The sequence below is a fragment of the Mycobacterium sp. NGS57 genome (genome assembly GCF_059812405.1).
This window is the reverse complement of the sequence record NZ_JCALCP010000007.1, coordinates 148,988-169,371: the sequence shown is the minus strand read 5'-3', so window position 1 is coordinate 169,371 and position 20,384 is coordinate 148,988. Positions and strand designations below refer to the sequence as shown.

General features: G+C 70.5%; 18 protein-coding genes. 9 read left to right on the top strand and 9 right to left on the bottom strand.

The features are described 5' to 3' along the window. Positions 1-37 precede the first annotated feature (37 nt). Together AC5Y43_RS15165 and AC5Y43_RS15160 are read right to left on the bottom strand one after the other, a co-directional pair. On the bottom strand, positions 38-1,492 hold the full coding sequence (locus tag AC5Y43_RS15165; RefSeq protein ID WP_499973727.1) for an aldehyde dehydrogenase family protein: 1,455 nt from the start codon (positions 1,490-1,492) through the stop codon (positions 38-40). 142 nt (positions 1,493-1,634) lie between these two features. After that, a complete protein-coding gene (locus AC5Y43_RS15160; RefSeq protein ID WP_499974027.1) occupies positions 1,635-2,645 on the bottom strand; it encodes a LacI family DNA-binding transcriptional regulator in 1,011 nt (336 codons plus the stop codon). 159 nt (positions 2,646-2,804) lie between these two features. Between AC5Y43_RS15160 and AC5Y43_RS15155 the strand changes: the two genes are divergently transcribed. From AC5Y43_RS15155 to AC5Y43_RS15130, 6 genes are read left to right on the top strand one after another with little or no spacing between them, the layout of a single operon-like run. Beyond that, positions 2,805-4,142 (top strand): amidohydrolase family protein, encoded by a 1,338-nt coding sequence (locus tag AC5Y43_RS15155; protein ID WP_499973725.1) that lies wholly within the window; start codon positions 2,805-2,807, stop codon positions 4,140-4,142. A 2-nt stretch (positions 4,143-4,144) separates the two neighbouring features. Next, complete coding sequence (locus tag AC5Y43_RS15150; protein ID WP_499974026.1) at positions 4,145-6,478, top strand: CaiB/BaiF CoA-transferase family protein; 2,334 nt, start codon at positions 4,145-4,147, stop codon at positions 6,476-6,478. A gap of 1 nt (position 6,479) precedes the next feature. Next, positions 6,480-6,818: a hypothetical protein gene (locus AC5Y43_RS15145; protein WP_499973723.1), complete on the top strand. Its 339-nt coding sequence runs from the start codon at positions 6,480-6,482 to the stop codon at positions 6,816-6,818. Further along, the gene (locus AC5Y43_RS15140; protein ID WP_499973720.1) at positions 6,808-7,974 is read left to right on the top strand and encodes a thiolase family protein; all 1,167 of its coding nucleotides are present in this window, start codon (positions 6,808-6,810) and stop codon (positions 7,972-7,974) included. The genes AC5Y43_RS15145 and AC5Y43_RS15140 overlap by 11 nt, the downstream gene beginning before the upstream one ends. Further along, a complete protein-coding gene (locus tag AC5Y43_RS15135; protein ID WP_499973718.1) occupies positions 7,971-8,387 on the top strand; it encodes a Zn-ribbon domain-containing OB-fold protein in 417 nt (138 codons plus the stop codon). The genes AC5Y43_RS15140 and AC5Y43_RS15135 overlap by 4 nt, the downstream gene beginning before the upstream one ends. Positions 8,388-8,393: 6 nt before the next feature. Beyond that, a complete protein-coding gene (locus tag AC5Y43_RS15130) occupies positions 8,394-9,047 on the top strand; it encodes a PadR family transcriptional regulator (RefSeq protein ID WP_499973716.1) in 654 nt (217 codons plus the stop codon). Here the strand turns inward: AC5Y43_RS15130 and fadD1 are convergent. The 3 genes from fadD1 to AC5Y43_RS15115 all read right to left on the bottom strand — a co-directional run bounded on the left by fadD1 (position 8,986) and on the right by AC5Y43_RS15115 (position 12,320). Beyond that, positions 8,986-10,623, bottom strand: coding sequence for a fatty-acid--CoA ligase FadD1 (fadD1, locus tag AC5Y43_RS15125; protein WP_499973713.1), 1,638 nt, complete (start codon positions 10,621-10,623; stop codon positions 8,986-8,988). The genes AC5Y43_RS15130 and fadD1 overlap by 62 nt on opposite strands. A gap of 63 nt (positions 10,624-10,686) precedes the next feature. After that, positions 10,687-11,457 (bottom strand): SDR family NAD(P)-dependent oxidoreductase, encoded by a 771-nt coding sequence (locus tag AC5Y43_RS15120; protein ID WP_499973711.1) that lies wholly within the window; start codon positions 11,455-11,457, stop codon positions 10,687-10,689. 32 nt (positions 11,458-11,489) lie between these two features. Further along, positions 11,490-12,320 carry an alpha/beta fold hydrolase gene (locus AC5Y43_RS15115; protein ID WP_499973710.1) on the bottom strand — a complete coding sequence of 277 codons (831 nt, stop codon included), beginning with the start codon at positions 12,318-12,320 and terminating at the stop codon, positions 11,490-11,492. Between the two features lie 67 nt (positions 12,321-12,387). On the opposite strand from AC5Y43_RS15115, the gene AC5Y43_RS15110 reads away from it, so the two are divergent. Next, complete coding sequence (locus AC5Y43_RS15110; RefSeq protein WP_499973708.1) at positions 12,388-12,996, top strand: TetR/AcrR family transcriptional regulator; 609 nt, start codon at positions 12,388-12,390, stop codon at positions 12,994-12,996. A gap of 185 nt (positions 12,997-13,181) precedes the next feature. On the opposite strand, the gene AC5Y43_RS15105 is transcribed toward AC5Y43_RS15110, so the two are convergent. Then, positions 13,182-14,105: a CE1 family esterase gene (locus tag AC5Y43_RS15105; RefSeq protein ID WP_499973705.1), complete on the bottom strand. Its 924-nt coding sequence runs from the start codon at positions 14,103-14,105 to the stop codon at positions 13,182-13,184. A 75-nt stretch (positions 14,106-14,180) separates the two neighbouring features. Between AC5Y43_RS15105 and AC5Y43_RS15100 the strand changes: the two genes are divergently transcribed. Together AC5Y43_RS15100 and AC5Y43_RS15095 are read left to right on the top strand one after the other, a co-directional pair. Then, positions 14,181-14,663 carry a MarR family winged helix-turn-helix transcriptional regulator gene (locus AC5Y43_RS15100; RefSeq protein WP_499973704.1) on the top strand — a complete coding sequence of 161 codons (483 nt, stop codon included), beginning with the start codon at positions 14,181-14,183 and terminating at the stop codon, positions 14,661-14,663. Positions 14,664-14,672: 9 nt separating this feature from the next. Next, positions 14,673-14,942 carry a DUF4242 domain-containing protein gene (locus AC5Y43_RS15095; RefSeq protein WP_499973702.1) on the top strand — a complete coding sequence of 90 codons (270 nt, stop codon included), beginning with the start codon at positions 14,673-14,675 and terminating at the stop codon, positions 14,940-14,942. A gap of 7 nt (positions 14,943-14,949) precedes the next feature. Here AC5Y43_RS15095 and AC5Y43_RS15090 read toward each other — a convergent pair whose 3' ends face one another. The 3 genes from AC5Y43_RS15090 to AC5Y43_RS15080 all read right to left on the bottom strand — a co-directional run bounded on the left by AC5Y43_RS15090 (position 14,950) and on the right by AC5Y43_RS15080 (position 20,353). After that, complete coding sequence (locus tag AC5Y43_RS15090) at positions 14,950-17,859, bottom strand: helix-turn-helix transcriptional regulator (RefSeq protein ID WP_499973700.1); 2,910 nt, start codon at positions 17,857-17,859, stop codon at positions 14,950-14,952. A 76-nt stretch (positions 17,860-17,935) separates the two neighbouring features. Continuing rightward, positions 17,936-18,745 carry a polysaccharide deacetylase family protein gene (locus AC5Y43_RS15085; RefSeq protein ID WP_499974025.1) on the bottom strand — a complete coding sequence of 270 codons (810 nt, stop codon included), beginning with the start codon at positions 18,743-18,745 and terminating at the stop codon, positions 17,936-17,938. 216 nt (positions 18,746-18,961) lie between these two features. Continuing rightward, complete coding sequence (locus AC5Y43_RS15080; RefSeq protein WP_499973696.1) at positions 18,962-20,353, bottom strand: alpha/beta hydrolase; 1,392 nt, start codon at positions 20,351-20,353, stop codon at positions 18,962-18,964. Positions 20,354-20,384: the final 31 nt, after the last annotated feature.

Here is a 20,384-nt window from a genome sequence, read left to right as displayed (position 1 = left end):
CTCCGGGCGCCGAATCACCCGAATGTGGTGTGGCGGGTTACATCTGCGTCCAGACGACCTTGGTCTGCAGGTAGGTCTCCAGCCCCGCCTTGCCGGACTCGTAGCCCCACCCGGACTGCTTGTACCCGCCGAAGGGCATCGAGTGGTCGAACTGCATCTGGCAATTCAGCCCGACCGTTCCGGCCTTAAGCCGCTTGGCGATTCGATGCGCGCGGCCCAGGTCCTGGGTCCACGCGGTGGCGGCCAGACCGTAGGTGCTGTCGTTGGCTAGGGTAACCGCTTCGTCCTCGTCGTCGAACGGGATGACCGCGACCACGGGACCGAAGATCTCCTCCTGGAAGAGCCGGCTCGTGGGGGCGACGTTGGTCAGCACGGTCGGGTGCACGAAGTAGCCCTTGCGGTCGAGGCGGTGCCCGCCGGTGACGACCTCGACGCCGTCGGAGCGGCCCTGGTCGAGGTAGCCCAGGACGCGGGTGAGCTGCTTCTGGCTGATCAGCGGGCCGATCAGGCTGCCCTCGTCCTTCGGGCCGCCCTGCGGCAGGCCGTTGGCGACGTTCGCGAGCTGCTCCACGAATTGGTCGTAGACACCGCGCTGGACGAAGATGCGCGACCCGCAGACGCAGGCCTGTCCGGAGTGGATGAAGGTGCCGAACGCCGCCATCGGGACGGCCTTGGTCAGGTCGGCGTCGTCGAAGACCACCACCGGTGACTTCCCGCCGAGCTCCAGCGTGACCTTCTTCAGGTTGCTGTCGCCGGCGGCGTGCACGATGGCTCGGCCGACTTCGGTCGAGCCGGTGAAGGCCACCTTCTCGACGTCGGGGTGGGCGGTGATCGCCGCGCCCGCGGTGTGTCCGTAGCCCAGCAGCAGGTTCGCGACGCCGTCGGGCACGCCGGCCTCGTGCAGGATGTCGTCCAGCACCAGCGCCGAGAGCGGGGTCTCCTCGGCGGGTTTGACGACGCTGCTGCAGCCCGCCGCCAGCGACGGCGCGAGCTTGGCGCAGAAATTGAAGACCGGCCCGTTCCACGGAAAGATCAGGCCCACAACGCCGTAGGGTTCCTTGAGGGTGTAGGCGTGCTGATGCGAATCGATGCCCGTGAGGCCGCCGGTGTGCACGTCGGCGGCGATGCCCTCGATCTTGGTGCACCAGCCGGCGTAGTAGCGGAAGAACTCCGAGCCGACGGTCACCGTGCCCTGCGCCTGCAGCGGCGTCATGCCGGCGTTCAGCGATTCGAGCTCGGCCAGGATCTCCGCGTTCTGATCGATCAGCTCGCCGACGCGCCACAGGATCTTGGCGCGCTCGCTGGGCGCCTGGTCCCGCCAGACACCCGACTCGGAGGACGCCTTCGCGCGGGCGACGGCGGCGTCGACGGCTTCGGGACCGCAGTCCTTGAACTCGGTGACCTGCTCCTCGGTGGCCGGGTCGACGACCGGGATCGTCTCACCGGAGCCGGGACGTTCACGGATCTCATCCAGCACGGCCTGCACCGACATACCTGCCCCTTCCCGCGACATTGCGATTTCGACAGCGAGGTTATGCGCTTAACCAGGGAATGTCCAGCGGCGGTCCAACTCCGCAGATGAGGTAAATTTCAGCGGCGGATGGTGTCAGATGCGCCGGTTTGCGGCCAGTTGGTTAGGTCGACGACCGTTCGATCAGGCGGGCGACCTCGGTCGGCTCGGACGACGGCGGCGCGGGAAGTCCCAGCCGTTCGAAGACCGCGGCAACCGCGGCGTCGGCGACCGCGCGCGGGTTGAACTCGACTGTCGTCAGCGGCGGCGTGCTCATCGCACCCATCGGGCTGGCATCGACGCCGATCACGGCGAGGTCGCCCGGACAGGACAGCCCTGCCTGGTGGATGCCGTACAGGACGAGGCTCGCGATCTCGTCGCTTTGGCCGCACACGGCGGTCACGCCCTCGCGCACCCAGCCGGCCACGGTGTCGGCGGCCGTGTCCAGGGTGACGACGCCGACGCGGACGGGCGGCAGGTCGCGCGATCGCGCGGCGTGCGCGACGCCCTCGAACCAGTAGTCGCCCAGCGCACGCCATTTGGCGATCCCGGTGTAGGCGAACGCGATCTGGCGATGGCCGCGCGACACGAGGTGGTCGACCCGCAGCTCGCCGACGGACAGGTGCGGGCAGTGCAGCGCGGGGAGCGTCCCCACCTCGATGTGCGGGATGCCCGCCGCCGCCACCGCGCCCGCCGCGGACGCGCTGAGCGGAAACAGGCTGGCGACCGCGACGGGGTCGAGACTCTCGATCGCCTCGACGACGTGGCTGTCGTCCTCGGCTTCGAAGATCTGCACCTGCAGCAGGCCCTGGCGCGCCAGTTCCGTGGTCATCCGGCTGCCGGCCTGCATCGGCATCTCGCCGACGGCCACGTGCGGCAGCACGTAGAGCACCACACCCCCCTTGCCGCGGGCCAGGTTTCGCGCGGCCAGGTTGGGCCGGTAGCCGAGGAGCTTCGCGGCCCGCTGGACCGCCTCGCGCGTTGCCCCGGATATCCTGCGGCCCTCGGCGTCGTTCAGCACATAGCTGACCGTCGCGGTCGAGACGCCGGCCAGCCGGGCCACGTCGGCGGTGGTGGGCCGCACGGCCTTGTTCGCGCTCACCTGCACCACCTTCCGGGCCGCACCCTGCCCCATGGTGGCACGCCTCGCCATGACGGACTAATAGTCGCTGACAATTGGCGACGCATCGAGGGGAACGCATTGAGTCACCGCGCTTCTGACGCGCCGCCACGTTGACACTGTGATCGGGATCATTGTCTACTAGTCCCTGTATCGGCACGCGAGGAGTGCGGCATGAACAAGGACGACCTGATCCTGATCAGCGTGGACGACCACATCGCGGAGCCGGCCGACATGTTCGACGCGCATGTCCCGGCCAAGTACAAGGAACTCGCGCCCCGGGTGGTCCTCGAGCCGGACGGCGTCCAGCAGTGGTACTACGGCGAGGTGCGCGGGCGGAACATGGGCCTGAACGCCGTCGCCGGAAAGCCTCGCGAGATGTACAACATCGACGCCTCGCGCTACGACGAGATGCGACCGGGCTGCTTCAACGTCGACGAGCGGATCCGCGACATGAACGCCGGCGGGCAACTGGCGGGCCTGAACTTCCCGAACTTCACCGGCTTTTCGGGCCAGGTGCTCAACCAGGGGCCCGACCGTGACGTGAACCTGGTGATGATCAAGGCCTACAACGACTGGCACGTCGACGAGTGGTGCGGCGCCTATCCGGGCCGGTTCATCCCGTGTGGCATCCTGCCGCTGTTCGACGTGGCCGAGGCCGCCAAGGAAGTGAAACGGTTGGCCGACAAGGGCTGTCACGCGGTGACATTCTCCGAGAACCCGGAGGCGCTGCAGATGCCGAGCATTCACACCAAGTATTGGTACCCGCTGTTCGAGGCGGTCTGCGAGAACGAGACGGTGCTGTGCACCCACGTCGGCTCCGCGTCGCGGTCGCCCCAGGTGTCGAGCGACGCCCCGCCCAGCGTGCAGATGACGGCGTCGTCGATGATGAGCATGTTCACCTTCACCGAGCTGATCTGGGCTGAATTCTGGTCGGACTTCCCGCAATTGAAGTTCTCGCTCACCGAGGGCGACGTCGGCTGGATCCCGTACTTCCTGTGGCGCGCCGAGCACGTCTACAACCGCCATTCGGGCTGGACGCTGGCGCAGTTCCCGCCCGGCTACCGCGGGCCGGCCGACGTGTTCCAGCGACACTTCTACACCTGCTTCATCAGCGACAAGGTCGGCGTGCACAACATGGACTGGTTCAACGAGGACATGCTGTGCTGGGAGTCCGACTTCCCGCACTCCGACAGCAATTGGCCGTTCGCCCCCGAGGACGTCATGGAGACCATGGGCCACCTGGATGACGCGGTGATCAACAAGATCACTCACGAAAACGCCATGGCCGCATACTCGTTCGACCCGTTCCGGTACATCCCCGAAGAGCACGCCCGCGCCGGTTCCCTGCGCTCCCAGGCCACCGATGTCGACGTCGTCACGCACGTCGGGCGCCTGGCCAGCCAGCGCGATCGCGACGCGTGGACCCGGATGACCCAGTTCGCGCTGCAGGCGCAGGTGACTGCCGAAGCGTCTGACATCTCCGGGCGCGCCACCACGCTGGGCCGGTGACGGTGGCCGCCCGGGCGCCGTTCGCCGGCTGGCGGGTGCTGGAGCTCTCCAACGGCATCGCGGTGTCCTATTGCGGCAAGATGTTCGCCGACGCCGGCGCCGACGTCGTCAAAATCGAATCCACCCAAGGCGATTCGATGCGTCGCTGGTCGGCCGGCGGTTCGGCCGGTGCGCTGTTCGAATATCTCGCCGCGGGCAAGAAGTCCGTGGTGAACGGCGCCGAGACCCCGGTGCTGCTCGCCGGGGCCGACATCGTGCTCACCGACCTGACCGACGGCTGGACCCTCGGCGGCATCACGGCCCACACCGGTCCGGCGGCGGTGGTGGTGGCCGTGACGCCGTTCGGCACCAGCGGCCCCTACGTCGAGGAGCAGGTGATCGCCAACGAGTTCATCCTGCAGGCGTTGTGCGGGTCGACCGCCGGCCGCGGCTGGCCGGGCGACGAGCCGGTGCAGGCGGGTGGGCGCCTCGGCGAATGGCTGGCCGGCACCTTCGCCGCCGCGGTCGCCGCCGCGACGGCCCGCCACGCCGCCCGGGGCGGGGTGGGGGACGTCGTCGACGTCTCGACGTACGAGGCGATGGTCATCGCGATGGGCGGACTGTCGGCCATGTCGGCCAGCGTGCTGGGCCCCGACTCCCTGCTCTACCAACGCGGCCTGGAGTTGCCGTCGATCGTTGCGACCGCCGACGGCATGGTCGGGTTCTGCACCATCACCGCGCAGCAGTTCTCCGACTTCCTGGTCATGATCGATCGCGCCGACCTGGTGGACGACGCCGAGCTGGCATCGTTCGCCGGCCGGGTCGAGCGGCGCGACGAGTTCCTCGGCATGGTCACCGAATGGACCCTGGCCCGCACCACCCAGGAGATCGTGGACCTCGCGGTGGCGTTTCGAATCCCGGTGGCGCCCATCGCCACTCCGGCGACCCTGGGAACCGTCGACCACTTCGTGCAACGCGGGGTCTTCGTCGAATCCGGGCTCGGGGTGCTGCAGCCGCGGGTGCCGTATCGCAGCCCGGCGATGGCGACCCGCGCGCCAGGCTCGCCCCCGCAGCTCGGCGCCGACCACGGGCGCGTCCACTGGCCGCCCCGTCCGCGGCGGGCGGCTGCAGCCGACGCCGGCGCGCTTCCGTTGTCCGGCATCCGGGTAACCGACCTGACCGCCTTCTGGGCGGGACCCGTCGCCACGCAGTTGCTGGGCGCCCTGGGCGCCGACGTGATCAAGATCGAGGGCGTCCGCCGGCCCGACGGCATGAGGTTCTCCGCCGGCCGCCCCCCGGACTGGGAACAGTGGTGGGAGTGGGGCCCGGTCTTCCTGTGCAGCAACAACAACAAGCGCGGCGTCAGCGTCGAGCTCGGCACCGACGCCGGCCGCGCCGTCGCGCTGGAACTCGTCGCGGCAAGCGATCTCGTGATCGAGAACTTCTCGCCGCGGGTGATGGCGAACTTCGGCTTGGAGTGGGACGCCGTCGCGGCCGCGAACCCGCGCGCCATCATGGTGCGGATGCCGGCGTTCGGGCTCGACGGCCCGTGGCGCGACCGCGTCGGATTCGCGCAGACGATGGAGCAGGCGACGGGCATGGCGTGGATGACGGGGCACGCCGACGGGCCCCCGGTGATTCCGCGCGGCGTGTGCGACCCGATCGCCGGGCTGCACGCGGCGTTCGCCGCGGTGGCGGCGCTGGTGATCCGGGACCGCGACGGCGCCGGGATGCTCGTCGAGTCGACCATGGTCGAGGCCGCGCTGAACGTGGCCGCCGAGATGCTGGTGGAGCACTCCCGCAACGGAATCGAGCTGCGGCGCGACGGCAATCGCGGCCCGGGCGCAACGCCGCAGGGCGTGTATCCGTGCCGGGGCGACGACGAGTGGGTGGCGCTGGCCGCGATGGACGACGCCGCGCGAATGGCGTTGGCGGGGCTGATCGCCCGGCCCGAACTCGGCCCGGGCGAAGACGCCTGGCGGGACCGGGCCGACGAGATCGACAAGCAGATCGCGGAATGGGCGGCCCGTCGCTCGGTGGACGATGCGGTCGGCGCGTTGCGCGCCGGCGGGGTGGCCGCGGGGCGGGTCACCGCGCCCGCGGACCTGCTGAGCGACCCGCAGTTGCTGGCCCGCGGCTTCTGGGAGATGGTCGACCATCCGGTGGCGGGCACGTTCCGGTGCACCGGGATGCCGTTTGCGTTCCTCGGCAAGCCGCGGCGCTGGATTCGGCGGGTGCCGCCGCTGTACGGCCAGCACACCGAGGAGGTGCTCACCGGCGTGCTGGGACGCAGCGAACGCGATCTGCACGACCTGCGCGCCGCAGGGGTCACCAGCGCGCGGCCGGCGGGATTGTGAGGTGGCGGTGACGCTGTGCGTGCCGCCGCGCCCCGGCGAGTTGTGCGCGCCGGTCCGATTTCTGGTGCGCCGGGACTCGGTGGTGATGGAACTGACCGCGCGGCACCGGATTACGGGTGTCGAGTGGGACGAAGGCGAGCGCGCGGTGGCGATGGTCGTCGAGCTCACCGACCCGCAAACGGCGCGGCCGATAGACGTGCGCATCGACGTGGTAGAAGTTGGCGCGACGCGCCCCGCATCAACCGGGGGGCGGGCCACGACGATCGGAACCATCGAGCGGGACGGACGCAGATACGACGTCGTGGGCACCTACCTGGGAGTTGTCGCGGATGAGAACTAGCCCGACCAAGCGCACCGCGGCCATCGTCGGGGTGCACAACACCCGCCAGGGACGCCGCCTGGACGGCGAAACGTCACGGAGCCTGGCGCTCAAGGCCATCCACGGCGCGCTCGCCGACGCCGGGCTGGGCCTCGACGACGTCGACGGAATCAGCGCGGGCCCGCTGTCCACCACGCTGATCTACGACCTGCGCCTCGGACCGGCCTGGCAGGGACTGGCTTTCGGGGTCGGCATGATCACCGAGGCGGTCACCGCGATCGAACACGGCATGGCCGACGTGGTCGTCCTGGTCGCCGCCCAGGCGGGCGAATACCGCGACCACGAGGCCACGGCGCCGTGGACGCGACCCGAAAACGAGTTCGTCGCGCCGTGGGGGATGTTCACCACCGCCGAGTTCGCGCTCATCGCCCGGCGCCACATGCACGTCTACGGCACGACCCGCGAGCAACTGTCCGTCGTGGCGGCGACCATCCGCAACAACGGCTCGCGAAACCCCAAAGCGGTTTACTACCAACGGGGTCCGTTCTCCCCCGGGGACATCACCGCGTCACGGCCGATCGCCGACCCGTTTCACCTCCTCGACTGCGCCACCACCTCCGAGGGCGGCTGCGCGCTCGTCGTCGCCAACCTCGACGCCATCGACGTGGCAAGCCAACCCCTTTACGTGCTGGGCAGCGGCGCGGACTTCCACGGCCCGTCGTATCAGCATCCACCGGCGTGGGACCTCGCCGGCCGGCGCGGCGATCACGTGAACGGCGTGGTCGGCCGGCGCGCGGCCGAGCGCGCCTTCGCCCACGCCGGGCTGCGGCCCGACGACGTCGACGTACTGGAGCTCTACGACCCGTTCTCCTTCGAAATCATCCGGCAGCTCGAGGCTTTCGGATTCTGCGGCGACGGCGAGGGCGGCCCGTTCGTCGCCGACGGCCACATCGCCATCGACGGCAGCCACCCGGTCACCACCGACGGCGGAACGATGTCCTTCAGCCACGCGGGCGCCAACCCGCAGATGATGCAGCGAGCCGTCCGCGCCGTCGAGCAGCTGCGCGGCCACGCCGGTGACCTCCAGGTGCCCGACGCGCATATCGCGTTGTGCAGCAACGGGGGAGCCGGGGCCCTGTTCACCACCGTGCTGATCCTGGGAGACGAACCGCGATGACTTCTCTGCGCCCCCAGGCCGGGCCCGTGCCCCATGCCAGCAGCCCGCTCAGCGTGCCCTTCTGGCAGGGCTGCCGGGCGGGCGAGCTGCGCTACCAGCGCTGCGCGGACTGCGGCCTGGCCAACTTCCCGCCGACCGAGCATTGCCGCCAATGCCTTTCGGCCGAAGTGGGCTGGGAGTGCAGCGGCGGCCTCGGCGAGATCTACAGCTGGACGGTGGTGCACCGCCCGGTCACCGCGGAGTTCGAACCGCCCTACGCCCCGGCGATCGTCACGCTGGACGAGGGCTACCAGATGCTGACCAACGTCGTCGGTGTCGCCCCCGAAGATCTGGCGATCGGCATGCGCGTGCGGGTGCACTTCCACGCCGTCGGCCCCGACGTGACCCTGCCGTATTTCACCAGCCAGAACTAGCCGGCCGTGAGCCCCGCGCGCAGCACCGACGGCCTGCCGGTCACCGCCTACCTGGTGCTGGGCGTGCTCGCGGCGAACGACGAACGCCTCACCGCCGGCGAGATCAAGTTACGGGCCGAACTCTCGGTGGGGCACTTCTATTGGTCGCCCTCGGTCAGCCACGTGCGGCGCGAGCTGAACCGGTTGCTGGAGCGGGGCATGGTCGGCGAGATCGGCGCACAGTCCGGCAAGCGCGCGATCACGTTGTACGAGACGACGGACGCCGGGCTCGACGCGCTGCGCCGGTGGGTCCAAGACTTTCCGGGCCAGGACCAGGTGGTGATCAAGCACCCCGTCATCCTCAAGACGTGGCTGGCCCGCGGCGGTGATCCGGAACGCGTGATCGACACGCTGGACCGGCATCTCGAGGCGACCCGGGCCCGGCTGGACGAGGCGCTGTGGTCGCGGCAGCGCTCCCGCGAACTCGGCATCACCGACGATCCGGACCAGCGTTTCTCGTTCGCCGTCCTCGACTACGCGATCCGCGGACTGTATGCGGAGATCTCCAATATCGCGCAGCTGCGTGACGAGATCGCCGGCGGCACAAGCCGGGACCCCGTCAAGCGGGTGCGACGGGCGAAGGGGCAGATCCGCCGCCGGGTGCCGAGGGATCCGGGGTAGCGCCGCGGTAGGCGGTGCCGCGCGCTTCGCGCTCCCACAGGATTTCGCCCTCGGGCACGGTCATTCCCTGGGCGATCAGGTCACGCTTGAGCACCTTGTGGGTGGCGGTGCTGGGCAGCTCGGCGGCGATGCGGACGTATCGCGGCCAGGCCTTCGGCGACAGGTCGGGTTGGGCGGCCAGGAACGCCTCGAGCGCGTCGGGATCGAGCTCGGCTCCATCGTTGAGCACGACCGCGGCCATCACCTGGTCGCCCACCCGCTCGTCCGGCACCGCGTACACCGCGGCGCGGTTGATCGAGCTGTGCCGCAACAGGATTCGCTCGATCGGCGCCGCGGCCATGTTCTCGCCGTCGACGCGCATCCAGTCGGCGGTGCGGCCGGCCAGATAGATCCAGCCCTCGGCGTCGCGGTAGGCCAGATCCCCCGACCAGTACATGCCGTGGCGCATGCGCTCGGCGTTGGCGTCGGGATCGTTGTAGTAGCCGGTGAAAAAGCCCGATCCGCTCGTGTTGACCAACTCGCCCACGGCTTCGTCGGCGTTGGCCAGCGCCCCATGGGCGTCGAAGCGGGCGACGGCGCATTCGGTGACGGTGTCGCTGTGGTAGATCGCGACCCCGTCGGCGCCGCGGCCGATCGAGCCCTTCGGCGTGCCGGGTTCGCGAATCACGATGACCGCGTTCTCCGTCGAGCCGAACCCGTCCTCGACCTGAACCCCGAAGCGGCGCCCGAACTCCTCGATGTCCTTGTCGTTGGCCTCGTTGCCGAACGCCACCCGTAGCGGGTTGTCGGCGTCGTCGTCGCGTTCGGCGGTCGCCAGGATGTAGGCGAGCGGCTTGCCGACGTAGTTCATGTAGGTGGCCCCGTAGCGGCGGATGTCGTCGAGGAAGTTGCTCGCCGAGAACTTCGCCGGCACGATCGACGCGCCGGAGGCCACCGCGGGCGCCCATCCCGCGACCACCGCGTTGGAGTGAAACAGCGGCATGGACACGTAGCAGGTGTCCTGCTCGGTCAGGCCGAAGCGCCCGACCAGGCTGAGTCCCGCGACGGTGGCCATCAGATGGGATACCTGTACCGCCTTGGGATTTCCGCTGGTTCCCGAGGTGAAGATCATCATGAACGCGTCCATGGCCGTGACGTCGCGGTGCGGGACCAGCTCGCCGGCGCCGCCGACGAATTCCTCCCACCGCGGTGTCGAGATGTCCAGGATTTGCGTGCCCGCCAGGTCCAGGCCGTCGAGCAGCGGCCGGTGCTCGGCGTCGGTCACCACGAACTGACAGTCCGCGCGGCGGACGTCGGTGGCCAGCGCTTCGCCGCGCCGCGTGGTGTTCAGGCCACACAGCACGTAGCCGCCGAGCCCGGCCGCCGCCATCTGGGCGAGCATCTCGGGCGTGTTTCCCAGCAGGGCGCCGATATGCAGCGGGCGTTGCGGATCGGCGGCGGCGATCAGGGCGGCGGCCCGCGCGGCCGACTCCGCCAGGTAGTGACTCCAATTCCATTGCAGATCCCCGTGTTTGACGGCGACGCCGGGGTCGGACAGGCGCTTGCGCAGCAGCGCCTGAATCGTGTCGTCAGCCATCGGGACGGTCCACCTTTATTTACGAGACGAGACGGTCCGTCTTATCGTAGCGGGTGGCGTTCCTCAGCCGCCCACCATCATCAGGCCGCCGTCGACCGCGAGCAGCTGCCCGGTGATGAAGCCCGAACCGGGGCCGGCCAGGAAGACCAGCATCGGCCCGAGGTCGCGCGCCGGGTCGCCCAGCGTCCCGCCGAGCGGGATCATCATCTGCATCTGTTGGTCGATGAGCGCGGCGGCGTCGGGGCCGAGGAACTCGCGCAGGCGGTCGGCCCCGGGGGTCTGCACCGCCGGCGCCAGCGAGTTGACGGTGACGTGGTCGGCGGCCCAGGCCTTGGCGGCCGAGCGCGTCCAGGCCTGCACCGCGCCCTTGGTCGCGGCGTAGACGGCCGAGATGGGGCTGCCCATAACGGCTTCCGAGGAGCCGAAGTTGATGATCCTGCCGCCCTTGGGATCCTGGGCCTTCATCACCGCGTAGGCGGCCTGGTTGGTCAGGATCGTCGCCTTCACGTTGGTGTCGAGCAGGAACGAGATGTCCTCGGCACCGACGTATCCGGGAATGCCCGCCTGCCACAGCCCCGCCGCATTGATTAACACGTCGAGGCCGCCCAGTTGCTCGACGGCCTGCTGCACCATCGCCGAAACCGCTTCGGCGTCACGCACATCGCACTGCAGCCAGGCGGCGAGGAGGTCGTCCGGCGGCGGGGTCCGGTGGTAGGTGGCGGCGACCTCGGCCCCCGCCGCGGTCAGGACTGCGACGGCGGCCGCGCCGATTCCGGTGGCCCCGCCGGTGACGAGGATTCGCCGGCCCTGCAAAGGTGCTGTCGCGTCTGGCATGGCGGCAACGCTAGCCGACGCCTACGTGAGCCTCAGGCCCGCACCGCGATCGACGACAGCAGGTCGGCGAGCCGCTCGGGCTGGTCCACCATCGAGAACGTGCGGGCCCCCTCGATCACCTCGAGCCGGGCGTTCGGGATGGTCGCGGCCAGGCGCTCGCCGTCGCCGAGCTCGAAGAACACGTCGTCGGCCGACCAGGCGATGAGCGTCGGCTTGTCGAACTCGGGCAACCGCGCGGCCACGCCCGCCGTGACCTCCGTGCGCAGCGAGCGGGTGAGCTGGCGCAGGTCCTCGGCGACGGCCGGGTCCGACAGCCCCGGGCGCACCCAGGCCGCCGTCAGGTCGTCGATGTCGCGGTGCGCCAGGCCGTCGAACGCGCGCTTGCGCGCGGCCGGCGCGCGCATGGCCTGGGCCACGGCCCGAAACGTCGCCTTGGACTTGGCCGCCAGAATGATCGGCTTGAGGATCGGCGGCGGAAAGTGTTCGAAGGCATCGCAACTCGTGAGCACCAGCGCGCCGAGCCGCTCGGGATGGTGCACCGCCACCAGTTGGGTGACCACGCCGCCGGTGTCGTTGCCGACCAGCACCACGTCCTCGAGGTCGAGCGCGTCCAGCACGTCGGCGACGATGCCGGCCACGCCGGTGATGCTCCGGTCGGCGCCCGGGCGCAGCGGCTGCGGGTGCGCGCCCAGCGGCCAGGTGGGGGCGATGCAGCGCAGGCCGCGATCGGCGAGGCGGGTGCCGACCTCGCGCCACAACTCGGCGCCCATCATGTAGCCGTGCACGAACACCACGGGCCGCCCGTCCTCGGGTCCGGTTGCTTCGTAGTGGATGGTTCCGGCACTAATGTCGATCGTCGGCATAAGACAACTCCTCAGCGAAGGTGGATTTACAAACAGGCTGTCTGTTCGTAAGTTACCAACAGGTTGTATGGAAATCAAGAGACGGACCCAGGAGGAGCGCTCCGCGGCGACCCGCGACGCGCTGATCTCGGCCGCCCGCAAACTGTGGGGCCTGCGCGGCTACGCCGAGGTGGGCACGCCGGAGATCGCCACCGCCGCGGGGGTGACCCGGGGTGCGATGTACCACCAATTCGCCGACAAGGCAACGCTTTTCGCGGGGGTGGTGGAGGTCGTCGAGCAGGACGTGATGGCCCGGATGGCAACCCTGGTCGCCGAGTCGAAAGCGACGACGCCCGCGGCCGCAATCCGGGCCGCCGTCGACGCCTGGCTCGACGTCTCCGGCGACCCCGAGGTGCGTCAGCTGATCCTGCTGGACGCGCCCAGCGTGCTCGGCTGGGCGGGCTTCCGCGACGTCGCACAGCGGTACAGCCTGGGCATGACCGAAGCGTTGCTCGGCGAGGCCATCAACGCGGGGCAGCTGGCCCGCCAGCCGCTGCGACCGCTGGCCCACGTGCTGATCGGCGCGCTCGACGAGGCGGCCATGTACATCGCGACGTCCGACGACCCGAAGCGCGCGCGCCGGGAGACCGGGGAGGTGCTGCGCCGCCTGATCGACGCGATGCTGTCCGAGCGTTGATCGTCGGCCGGCTACGGCGCGGGTTGGGACTGCCGGATGCGCGCCACGGCCTGGGTGCGGTTGTCGACGCCGAGCCGACGAAACGTGGCCAGTGCCGACTCCGCCGCGCGATGTCGCCGCCCACGCTCCACCGGATAAGTAGACCCGGCGCGGCTTCGAATTGTCGGGCGAAAAGCGCGAAGCGTCTAGCGGTGCTGGGCGAAGAACTGCCAGATCGTGTCGGTGGCGTTGAGCGCCGTCGACGGCCCGGGCGCCCCCGCCAGCTCCGTCAGCGGGCTGGGCTCGCCGCCGGGCCACTGGTGGCCCGCGCCGGCCACCGAGATCAGCTCCACGGTGCGCCCGTCGGCGCACCCGGCCGTCAGCGTGGTCACGCTCCCGGCAGTCGCCGAGGTCGGCGGCCCGCACCCGTCGATGGACCGCCAGGTGGCGTTGACCGCCTCCACCGCGGGGCCGTCCACGCGCGGATTTCCGTTGACCGCGAAGGCTTTTCCGGGCCCGCCGTCGTAGGGCACCCGGTCGTCGGCGGTGCCGTGGATCTGCAGCACCGATGTCGGCCGGGCCCGCGAGCAATCGGTCAGCAGGGTGCCGGCGACTGGGGCGATCGCGGCGAAGGTGTCGGTCTGGCAGCCCAGTCGGAGCGCCATCATGGCGCCGTTCGACATGCCGGTGGCGTAGACGCGGGCGCGGTCGATGGGGATCTGCGCTTCGATGGCTCCCACCATCGCGGTGAGGAAGCCGACGTCGTCGACGTTGCCGCGCTGGGGTTGCCCGCAGCACGTCCCGGCGTTCCAGGCGCGGTTGAGGCCGTCGGGATAGGCGACCAGGAAGTGCCCCCGGTCCGCCTCGGCGTCCCAGTGGTAGGACCGTTCGGCCTGCGCGCCGTTGCCGAAGCCGCCGTGCAGCATCACCACCAGCGGCGCCGCGCCGGGCAGCGCCTGCGGCCGGTACAGGTGAAAGGTCCTCTCGATCCCGCCCGCGACGATCGACTGGGTGGACCGCCCGACCGGAATCGACTGGGAGCCGGGCGTTCCCAGCGCGTGTCCGCCGCCGGTGCACCCGCCGAGCACGACGGCCAGGGCCGACACCAAACAGACGGCGAATGCCCGCATGCGCCCATCGTGACACCGCGATCGAGTTTTGACAAGTATCTTGTCAAGTTCGCCGAGGGTGGCACACTCGTCTGCATGCCCAATGCCGAATGGAAGCCCACCGTCCCGGCGCTGGTGAACCTGGTCGCAGCCTCGGGGGCGCCCCGCCTGCGGGCGGCGTTCGCCGCGGCCGGGCTCGACGGGATCCGCCCGGCGCAGGCGGTTGCCCTGGTGCCGTTGCGGGGCGGCGGGTTGCACGCGTCGGACCTGGCCGACCGGCTCAACGTGAGCCGCCAGGCGGTGGCCCAGGGGGTGGCGAGCCTGGAGCGGCACGGCTATGTCACCCGGGTGGCCGATCCCGAGGACGCCCGGGCCCGAATCATCGAGCTGACGCCGCGCGGTCGGCAGGCGCTGCGCGTGATGCGTTCGCACGCAATGGATTTGGAGAAGCGGTGGGAGCGGACCCTCGGGGCCCGCCGATTGGGCGAGTTGCGGGAAACCCTGCATTTGCTGCTCTCCGCGGACAGCGACGCCCGCAGGGCCCGAGTTGTACTAGGTTCGACCCAACGCGATGATTAGGAGGCCGCCGTGCCCATCTTCATGGTCGAGCGCAACTTTGCCGAGGAACTGGAACCCAGCCTCGAGATCGCCGACGGCATCAACCGGATCAACGACGACGCGGGCGTGCGCTGGATGTACTCGTTTCTGTCCGCCGACAAGCGCAAGACCTACTGCCTCTACGAGGCTCCGTCACCCGAGGCCATCCGGACCGCGGCCGCGCGCGCCGGGCTACCGGCCGATGTCATCGTCGAGGTGCGCGATCGCGTCACGTCCGACGGCGCGTTGACCGACATCTGAAGCGGGCTCAGCCCAGCAACTCGTGGTCGGCGGCGTACATCGCCGCCTGGGTGCGGTTGGCAGCGCCCGTTTTGATCAGGATGTTGCGGATGTGGTTGGCCGCGGTGTTGGTGCTGATGTAGAGGCGTTCGCCGATCGCGCGGTTGCTCAGCCCCTCGGCGAGTAGCCGCAGCACCTCGACCTCGCGGTCGGTCAGGCCATCGGGCCCCTGAAGATCTTTGGCCAGCAACGAATCCACCAGTTCGACGACGCGCTTCTGCCCGAGCGGCGCGGCAATGGCGCGGGCCTCGCCGGCCAGGCGCCGGGCGTCCTCGGGGCGGCCATGCGCCGCCGCGAACAACGCGTGGCGGGTCAGCGTGTCGCTGACATGAACCACCGCGCCCATCCGGCGATCCATCTCGAGCGCCGCACCGAAATGCCGCTCGGCCGCGGCGATGTCGCCGTCGAGCGCGGCGATCCGGGCGAGATAGCGGTCGGCGCTGCCGAACAGCGCGACGAACTGGCCGGCGACCAGATTCTTGCCGACATAGCGGGATACATACGGGCGCAACGCGTCCAGCGCCTCGTGGTTGCCCAGCTCCAGCGCCGCCTCGACCATGAATACGAGTTCCATCGGCCACTGCGCCTCGTCGGTGCGGTCGTCGAGTTTGCGGTTGAGCAGGTGGTTGAGGGCGCGGGTCATGCCGCCGTCGCAGCCCAACTCGGTGTACAGCGCGAGCAGCCCGGGCACCCACCGGCCGGCGAACGTCTCGCCGCCGTCGACGAACTCGGCGAACCGCCGCAGGTCCCCGGTCTCGCGCCGGATCATGAACATCTGGACACCATTGGAGCCCTCGGTGTCGAACGCGTCGAACAAATCGCCTGTGCGCAAGGCGATGTCGGCCCACCGCTCGGCGCCGGCAAAGTCACCGCGCAGGAAGGCCAACGCCTGTTCGACGCACGCGCCGACGAAGCCGAAGACCGGTTGCCCGATGGCCCGGCCGGCCCGCCGCATGTCCGCGGTCGACGCGGCCAGGTCGTCGGGCCGCCCGGCCAGATAGCTGACCATCGCGCGAAAATGCGACGACGCCCCCAGCGACTCGTAGTCGCGGCGCGCCAGCGCCATTCGCGACACTTCCGCCGAACGCTCCGCCTGGATCTCACACAGCTCCGGGGTGAGCCCGTGCCACAGGCTGGCCTTGAGGGTGTGCATCAGCGCCGCCGGATCGCCGGCCGCCCGGGCGCGGTCGATGGCGTTGGTGCCGACCTCGCGCGCACGCGCCGTCTCGCCGGCGAACGCCAGCGCCCGCCCGAAACTGCCGAGCGCCTGCACGTAGCGCGGGTCGTCGCTGCCCAGCCCGCTGGATTCCAGCGCCCCCGCGAGCAGGTCGGCCGCCGACGAATCCGATGGGCCGCGACGCCAATTGGCCTCCTCGTAGCCGACGGCGGCCGCCAGCCGGATCAGCGGGTCGTCCATCGCGCTGACGCGCTCGTAGATCGCGCCCGAGCGGGCGAAATCGCCGGCGCGCACGTGATTTGCGGCCGCGTCGAGGTCCAGCCTGGCGCGATCCGTGCGGCTCAGCTCGGGCAGCGACGCCGCCCGCTCGAACCAACGCGCCGCGTCCTCGAAGGCCAGGCTCTGTTCGGCCATCCGCGCCGCCTGGTGCGCATACCGCAGCGCCTGCTCGTGGTAACCCAGCACGTGCGCGCGCAGGTAGTGGTTCGCCAGGCGGGGAATCACCGCCGGGTCCGCGCGGCCCTCGAGCGCTTCGGCGGCCCGCGCGTGCAGGATCCGCAGCCGCGACGCCGCCATCCCACCGACGACGGCCTCCCGGGTGAGCGCGTGCACGAACGAGAATTCGCCGTCGGAGTCGCGAACCGGCCGGATCAGCCCGACGCCCTCGGCGGCGTCGACGGCCGCCAGCGTCGCGGGGAGATCGGTCTCGCCGGCGGCGATGAGCGCGGGCAGATCGAACGTCTCGCCCAGGACCGCGGCCTGCTCGATGACGCCCCGGACGCCGTCCCCCAGGCCGCCGAGGCGGCGGGCGATGGCATCGCCGATCGACGCCGGGACCGGCTGCTGCGAACCCAGCGTGGCCAGCCCGCCCCGGGCCTCCAGGTCGCCGACGAGTTCGGTCAAAAAGAACGGGTTGCCGCCGGTCTTGTCGCGCAGCAGGGCGGCGGCGGTGCGCGCCGCGGCCGGAGCCAATTGCTGGGTGCGCCGCACGAATTCGGCGATCGCCTCGGTGTCCAGCCCGGCGAGATCCAGGCGCCGGACGCCGTCGAAGCGGTGCAGTTCGGCCAGCCTGGTGGTGAGCTCGTCGGAGCGGTCGGGTTCGGTGCTGCGGAACGTGGCCACCACCAGCATCCGGGCGTCGGCGCAGCCGACCAGGACGCGTTCGAGCATCACGAGGGTGGGCAGCTGCGCCCAGTGCAGGTCGTCGAGGATCAGCGCGACCGGTCGATCGATCGTCAGACGCCGCAGGAAACCGGTCAGCGATTCGAACAGCGCCTGCCGGGGCGACGTGACGTCCTCGGCGGGGGCACCCTCGGGCAGGTGGCGGTCCACCCGGGGCGACAGCCGCCGCAGTTGCGGCCCCGCGTCGGCCAGAGCGGCCGCCAGCGAACCCGGCGGCGTGGCGGTCAGCAGCCGGTCCAGCGCCTCGGCGAACGGCGCGTACGGCACGTCCGCGTCGGCCGACGAGCCCCCGACAAGCACGGCGACGTCGTGGTCGGCCAGCGTCCCGGCCACCTCGGCGGCCAGGCGCGTCTTGCCCGCGCCGGGTTCGCCGCCGATGAATACCGCCTGGCGGTTGCCGCCCTCGACGCGTTCCCAGGCCTGCTCGAACGCGGCGAGCTCCGCGGCGCGGCCGACGAGCGGGCCGCGGCGACGTGCCATCAGGTCCGCCGGGAGCGGGGGCGGCACCCATTGCGCCATGGGATCAACGTAATCGCGCCGATCTTGGGTGGTCGATAGTCACTTCTGACTAATCGACCGGCCCGATCGACGACCGCTATGGCGTCTTGAGGAAGACGTCGTTGAGGGTGACGGTGCGCAGGTTGCGGTCGCGGATGATGTCGACGAGTTGACCGTAGACGTGCGTGACCGGCAGGTGGTTGAGGTGGCCGATGACGATGGCCTGAGGGGTGAAGTATTCGTCGGCCATCTTCACGATGTAGTCCTCGGTGATCAGGGTGGAATCCGACAGCGAACCCGACCACAGCGTCGGCACGGTGTAGCCGAGGTCGGCGGCCACCGCGTCGACGGCGGCGTTGCGCTTGGCGTAGGGGGGCCGCCAGTAGGGTTTCGCGCCGACGCCGTAGGTCTTCTTCAGGAATTGGTCGTTGCGGGTCAACTGCTCGGCGATCTGCTCCTTGGACAACGTCGTCAGGTCTGGGTGCGACCAGGTGTGGTTGCCCAGCTGGATCTGCCCGGAATCGACCAGCGGTCGAAGCATCGCCAGGTTCTCGGTCCAGGAGTTGTACACGCCGTTGACGAAAAACGTCAGCCGGATGCCGGTGTCCTCGGCGAACCGCGTATAGGCGCGCACCACCTCGCTGTTGACGCCGTCGTCGACGGTCAGTGCGAGCAGGTCGCCGTCGCCGGGAAGCTTGGTCAGCGCGCCGCCGCCCGGCAGCGGGATGCGCGCGCCGGGCGGCGGGGGCGGCAACAGCGCCGCCGGGGCAATCGGGCCCGAGGTCGCCACGTGCAAGGGGGATGTCTGGGCGAAGGTGCGCGGCTGCGGGTCGACGATCAGGCGGGCCGCGCCCACGCCGGCGACGGTGGCCGCGGCGAGCGCCCCCAGGAAACGTCGGCGGTTCAGCTCCGGCACGCCCCGGCCCTGGTCCGGGACGGGCCGGCTCCGGTGCGACGTTCGTGCGCGCGACCCGGCACCCCGGGCGCCCGCCTCGCGAAACGTCGCATACTCCGCCACCACAGCAGCGAACCGTACCATCGCGGGCTGCATTATGTCGGGTGCGTTACAGGAGGGTCAGCTGTGAATTCGGCGTCGAAAAGGTAACGGTCGCGCGCCCCGGGATCAGTGCGGCGCGCCCCCGCTGCGCTGCGGCAACGCGACGGGCTCGGCGTTGGGGGTGCACAGCGTCGAGGCCAGCCACGGCAGCGCCGCGGCGAACGCCTCGGCGGCGAACGGCCAGTCGTGCTTGCCCGGCTGGCTGACCACCGCGCAGTTGATTCCGTTGGCCGTCGCGGCGGCGCACAGCGCGTGAGCGGCCGCGTCCTGGCCCTCCGGGTTGGCCTCGGGGTCGGTGGTGGGGGCGCCGAGGGCGGGGCCGGCTTCCTGGGCGACGGTGCGCGGACCCGGCGACGCGGGGACGTCGAACCAGCCGGACAGCCCGGTGTAGGGACCGTGCCGGGAGATGACGGTGGTCGGGTCGAACGCGGACCACGCGGCGCCGTCGCCGCCGAACAACCGGGCGATGGTCTGGTCCTTCGAGCCGACGGCGGGGCTGCGGTCGCCGGCGATGTCGACGAACGCGCTGAACAGCTCGGGGTGCATGACGGCCAGGTCGACGGCGCAGGTGCCGCCCATCGACCATCCGGCGACGCCCCAGTTGGCCCGGTCGGCGCTGACCCCGAAGTTCGACACGACGAAGGGCACCACGTCCTTGGTCAGGTGATCGGCGGCGTTGCCGCGGGTGCCGTTGACGCACTCGGTGTCGTTGTCGAACGAACCGGTGGGGTCGACGAACACCAGCACCGGGGAGAAGCCGTGATGGCGGGCGGCGAAGTCGTCGATGGTGGTGAAGGCGCCGCCGGGGCCCAGCCAGTCGGCGGGGGTGTTGAACGCGGAGCTGATCATCATCACCGCCGGCAGCCGGGGCGGCGGGTTGCTGTTGAACCACGCCGGCGGCAGGTACACCAGTTCCTGGCGGTGCGGGAAATGCGACGCGTCGGCGCTGATGTTCACGGGCACCACGACGCCCTTGGCCGGTTTGGTGCCCTCAAGCTGCATCGCGGTGACTCTCAAGCGGTCGATCTGATTGGGCAGCGGTTGCGATGTCAACTGATTCCACGCGGCCATGACCGTTGAGAAGTAACCGACCCAGCCGTTCAGGGCCAGGGCCGCGCACAACACGCACAGGGGTACCGAAACCACCGCCAGGACGCGCCGCCACCAGCGGGCGCCCGGCCACCCCAGCAGCAGCACAGCGAGCGCGAGTCCGCTCATCGCGATCCACAGCCACAGCGACACCGGCGCCGGGTCCCCGGCCAGGCCGATCGAGGTGATGTACCAGTAGGCCAGCGCCGTGGCCAGCGCCGCGACGCCCAGCGCCACCGGGAGCGGCCAGCCCCGCCAGCGCCGCCGGCGCCAGCCGATCGCGGCCGCGGCCACCAGAAGCGCGAGCGCCTGCACCGCCACCGGCAACCACCCGTGCAGCAGGGACAGCTGTTCGACGAAATGAGGCAACGGTTGATGACCTTCGCTAAATCCGATCGGC

Bases quoted from the DNA above. Each gene is read 5' to 3' on its own strand.
- AC5Y43_RS15165 (WP_499973727.1), bottom strand. From the start codon at position 1,492: ATGTCGGTGCAGGCCGTGCTGGATGAGATCCGTGAACGTCCCGGCTCC.
- AC5Y43_RS15160 (WP_499974027.1), bottom strand. From the start codon at position 2,645: ATGGGGCAGGGTGCGGCCCGGAAGGTGGTGCAGGTGAGCGCGAACAAG.
- AC5Y43_RS15155 (WP_499973725.1), top strand. From the start codon at position 2,805: ATGAACAAGGACGACCTGATCCTGATCAGCGTGGACGACCACATCGCG.
- AC5Y43_RS15140 (WP_499973720.1), top strand. From the start codon at position 6,808: ATGAGAACTAGCCCGACCAAGCGCACCGCGGCCATCGTCGGGGTGCAC.
- AC5Y43_RS15135 (WP_499973718.1), top strand. From the start codon at position 7,971: ATGACTTCTCTGCGCCCCCAGGCCGGGCCCGTGCCCCATGCCAGCAGC.
- fadD1 (WP_499973713.1), bottom strand. From the start codon at position 10,623: ATGGCTGACGACACGATTCAGGCGCTGCTGCGCAAGCGCCTGTCCGAC.
- AC5Y43_RS15120 (WP_499973711.1), bottom strand. From the start codon at position 11,457: ATGCCAGACGCGACAGCACCTTTGCAGGGCCGGCGAATCCTCGTCACC.
- AC5Y43_RS15115 (WP_499973710.1), bottom strand. From the start codon at position 12,320: ATGCCGACGATCGACATTAGTGCCGGAACCATCCACTACGAAGCAACC.
- AC5Y43_RS15110 (WP_499973708.1), top strand. From the start codon at position 12,388: ATGGAAATCAAGAGACGGACCCAGGAGGAGCGCTCCGCGGCGACCCGC.
- AC5Y43_RS15105 (WP_499973705.1), bottom strand. From the start codon at position 14,105: ATGCGGGCATTCGCCGTCTGTTTGGTGTCGGCCCTGGCCGTCGTGCTC.
- AC5Y43_RS15100 (WP_499973704.1), top strand. From the start codon at position 14,181: ATGCCCAATGCCGAATGGAAGCCCACCGTCCCGGCGCTGGTGAACCTG.
- AC5Y43_RS15090 (WP_499973700.1), bottom strand. From the start codon at position 17,859: ATGGCGCAATGGGTGCCGCCCCCGCTCCCGGCGGACCTGATGGCACGT.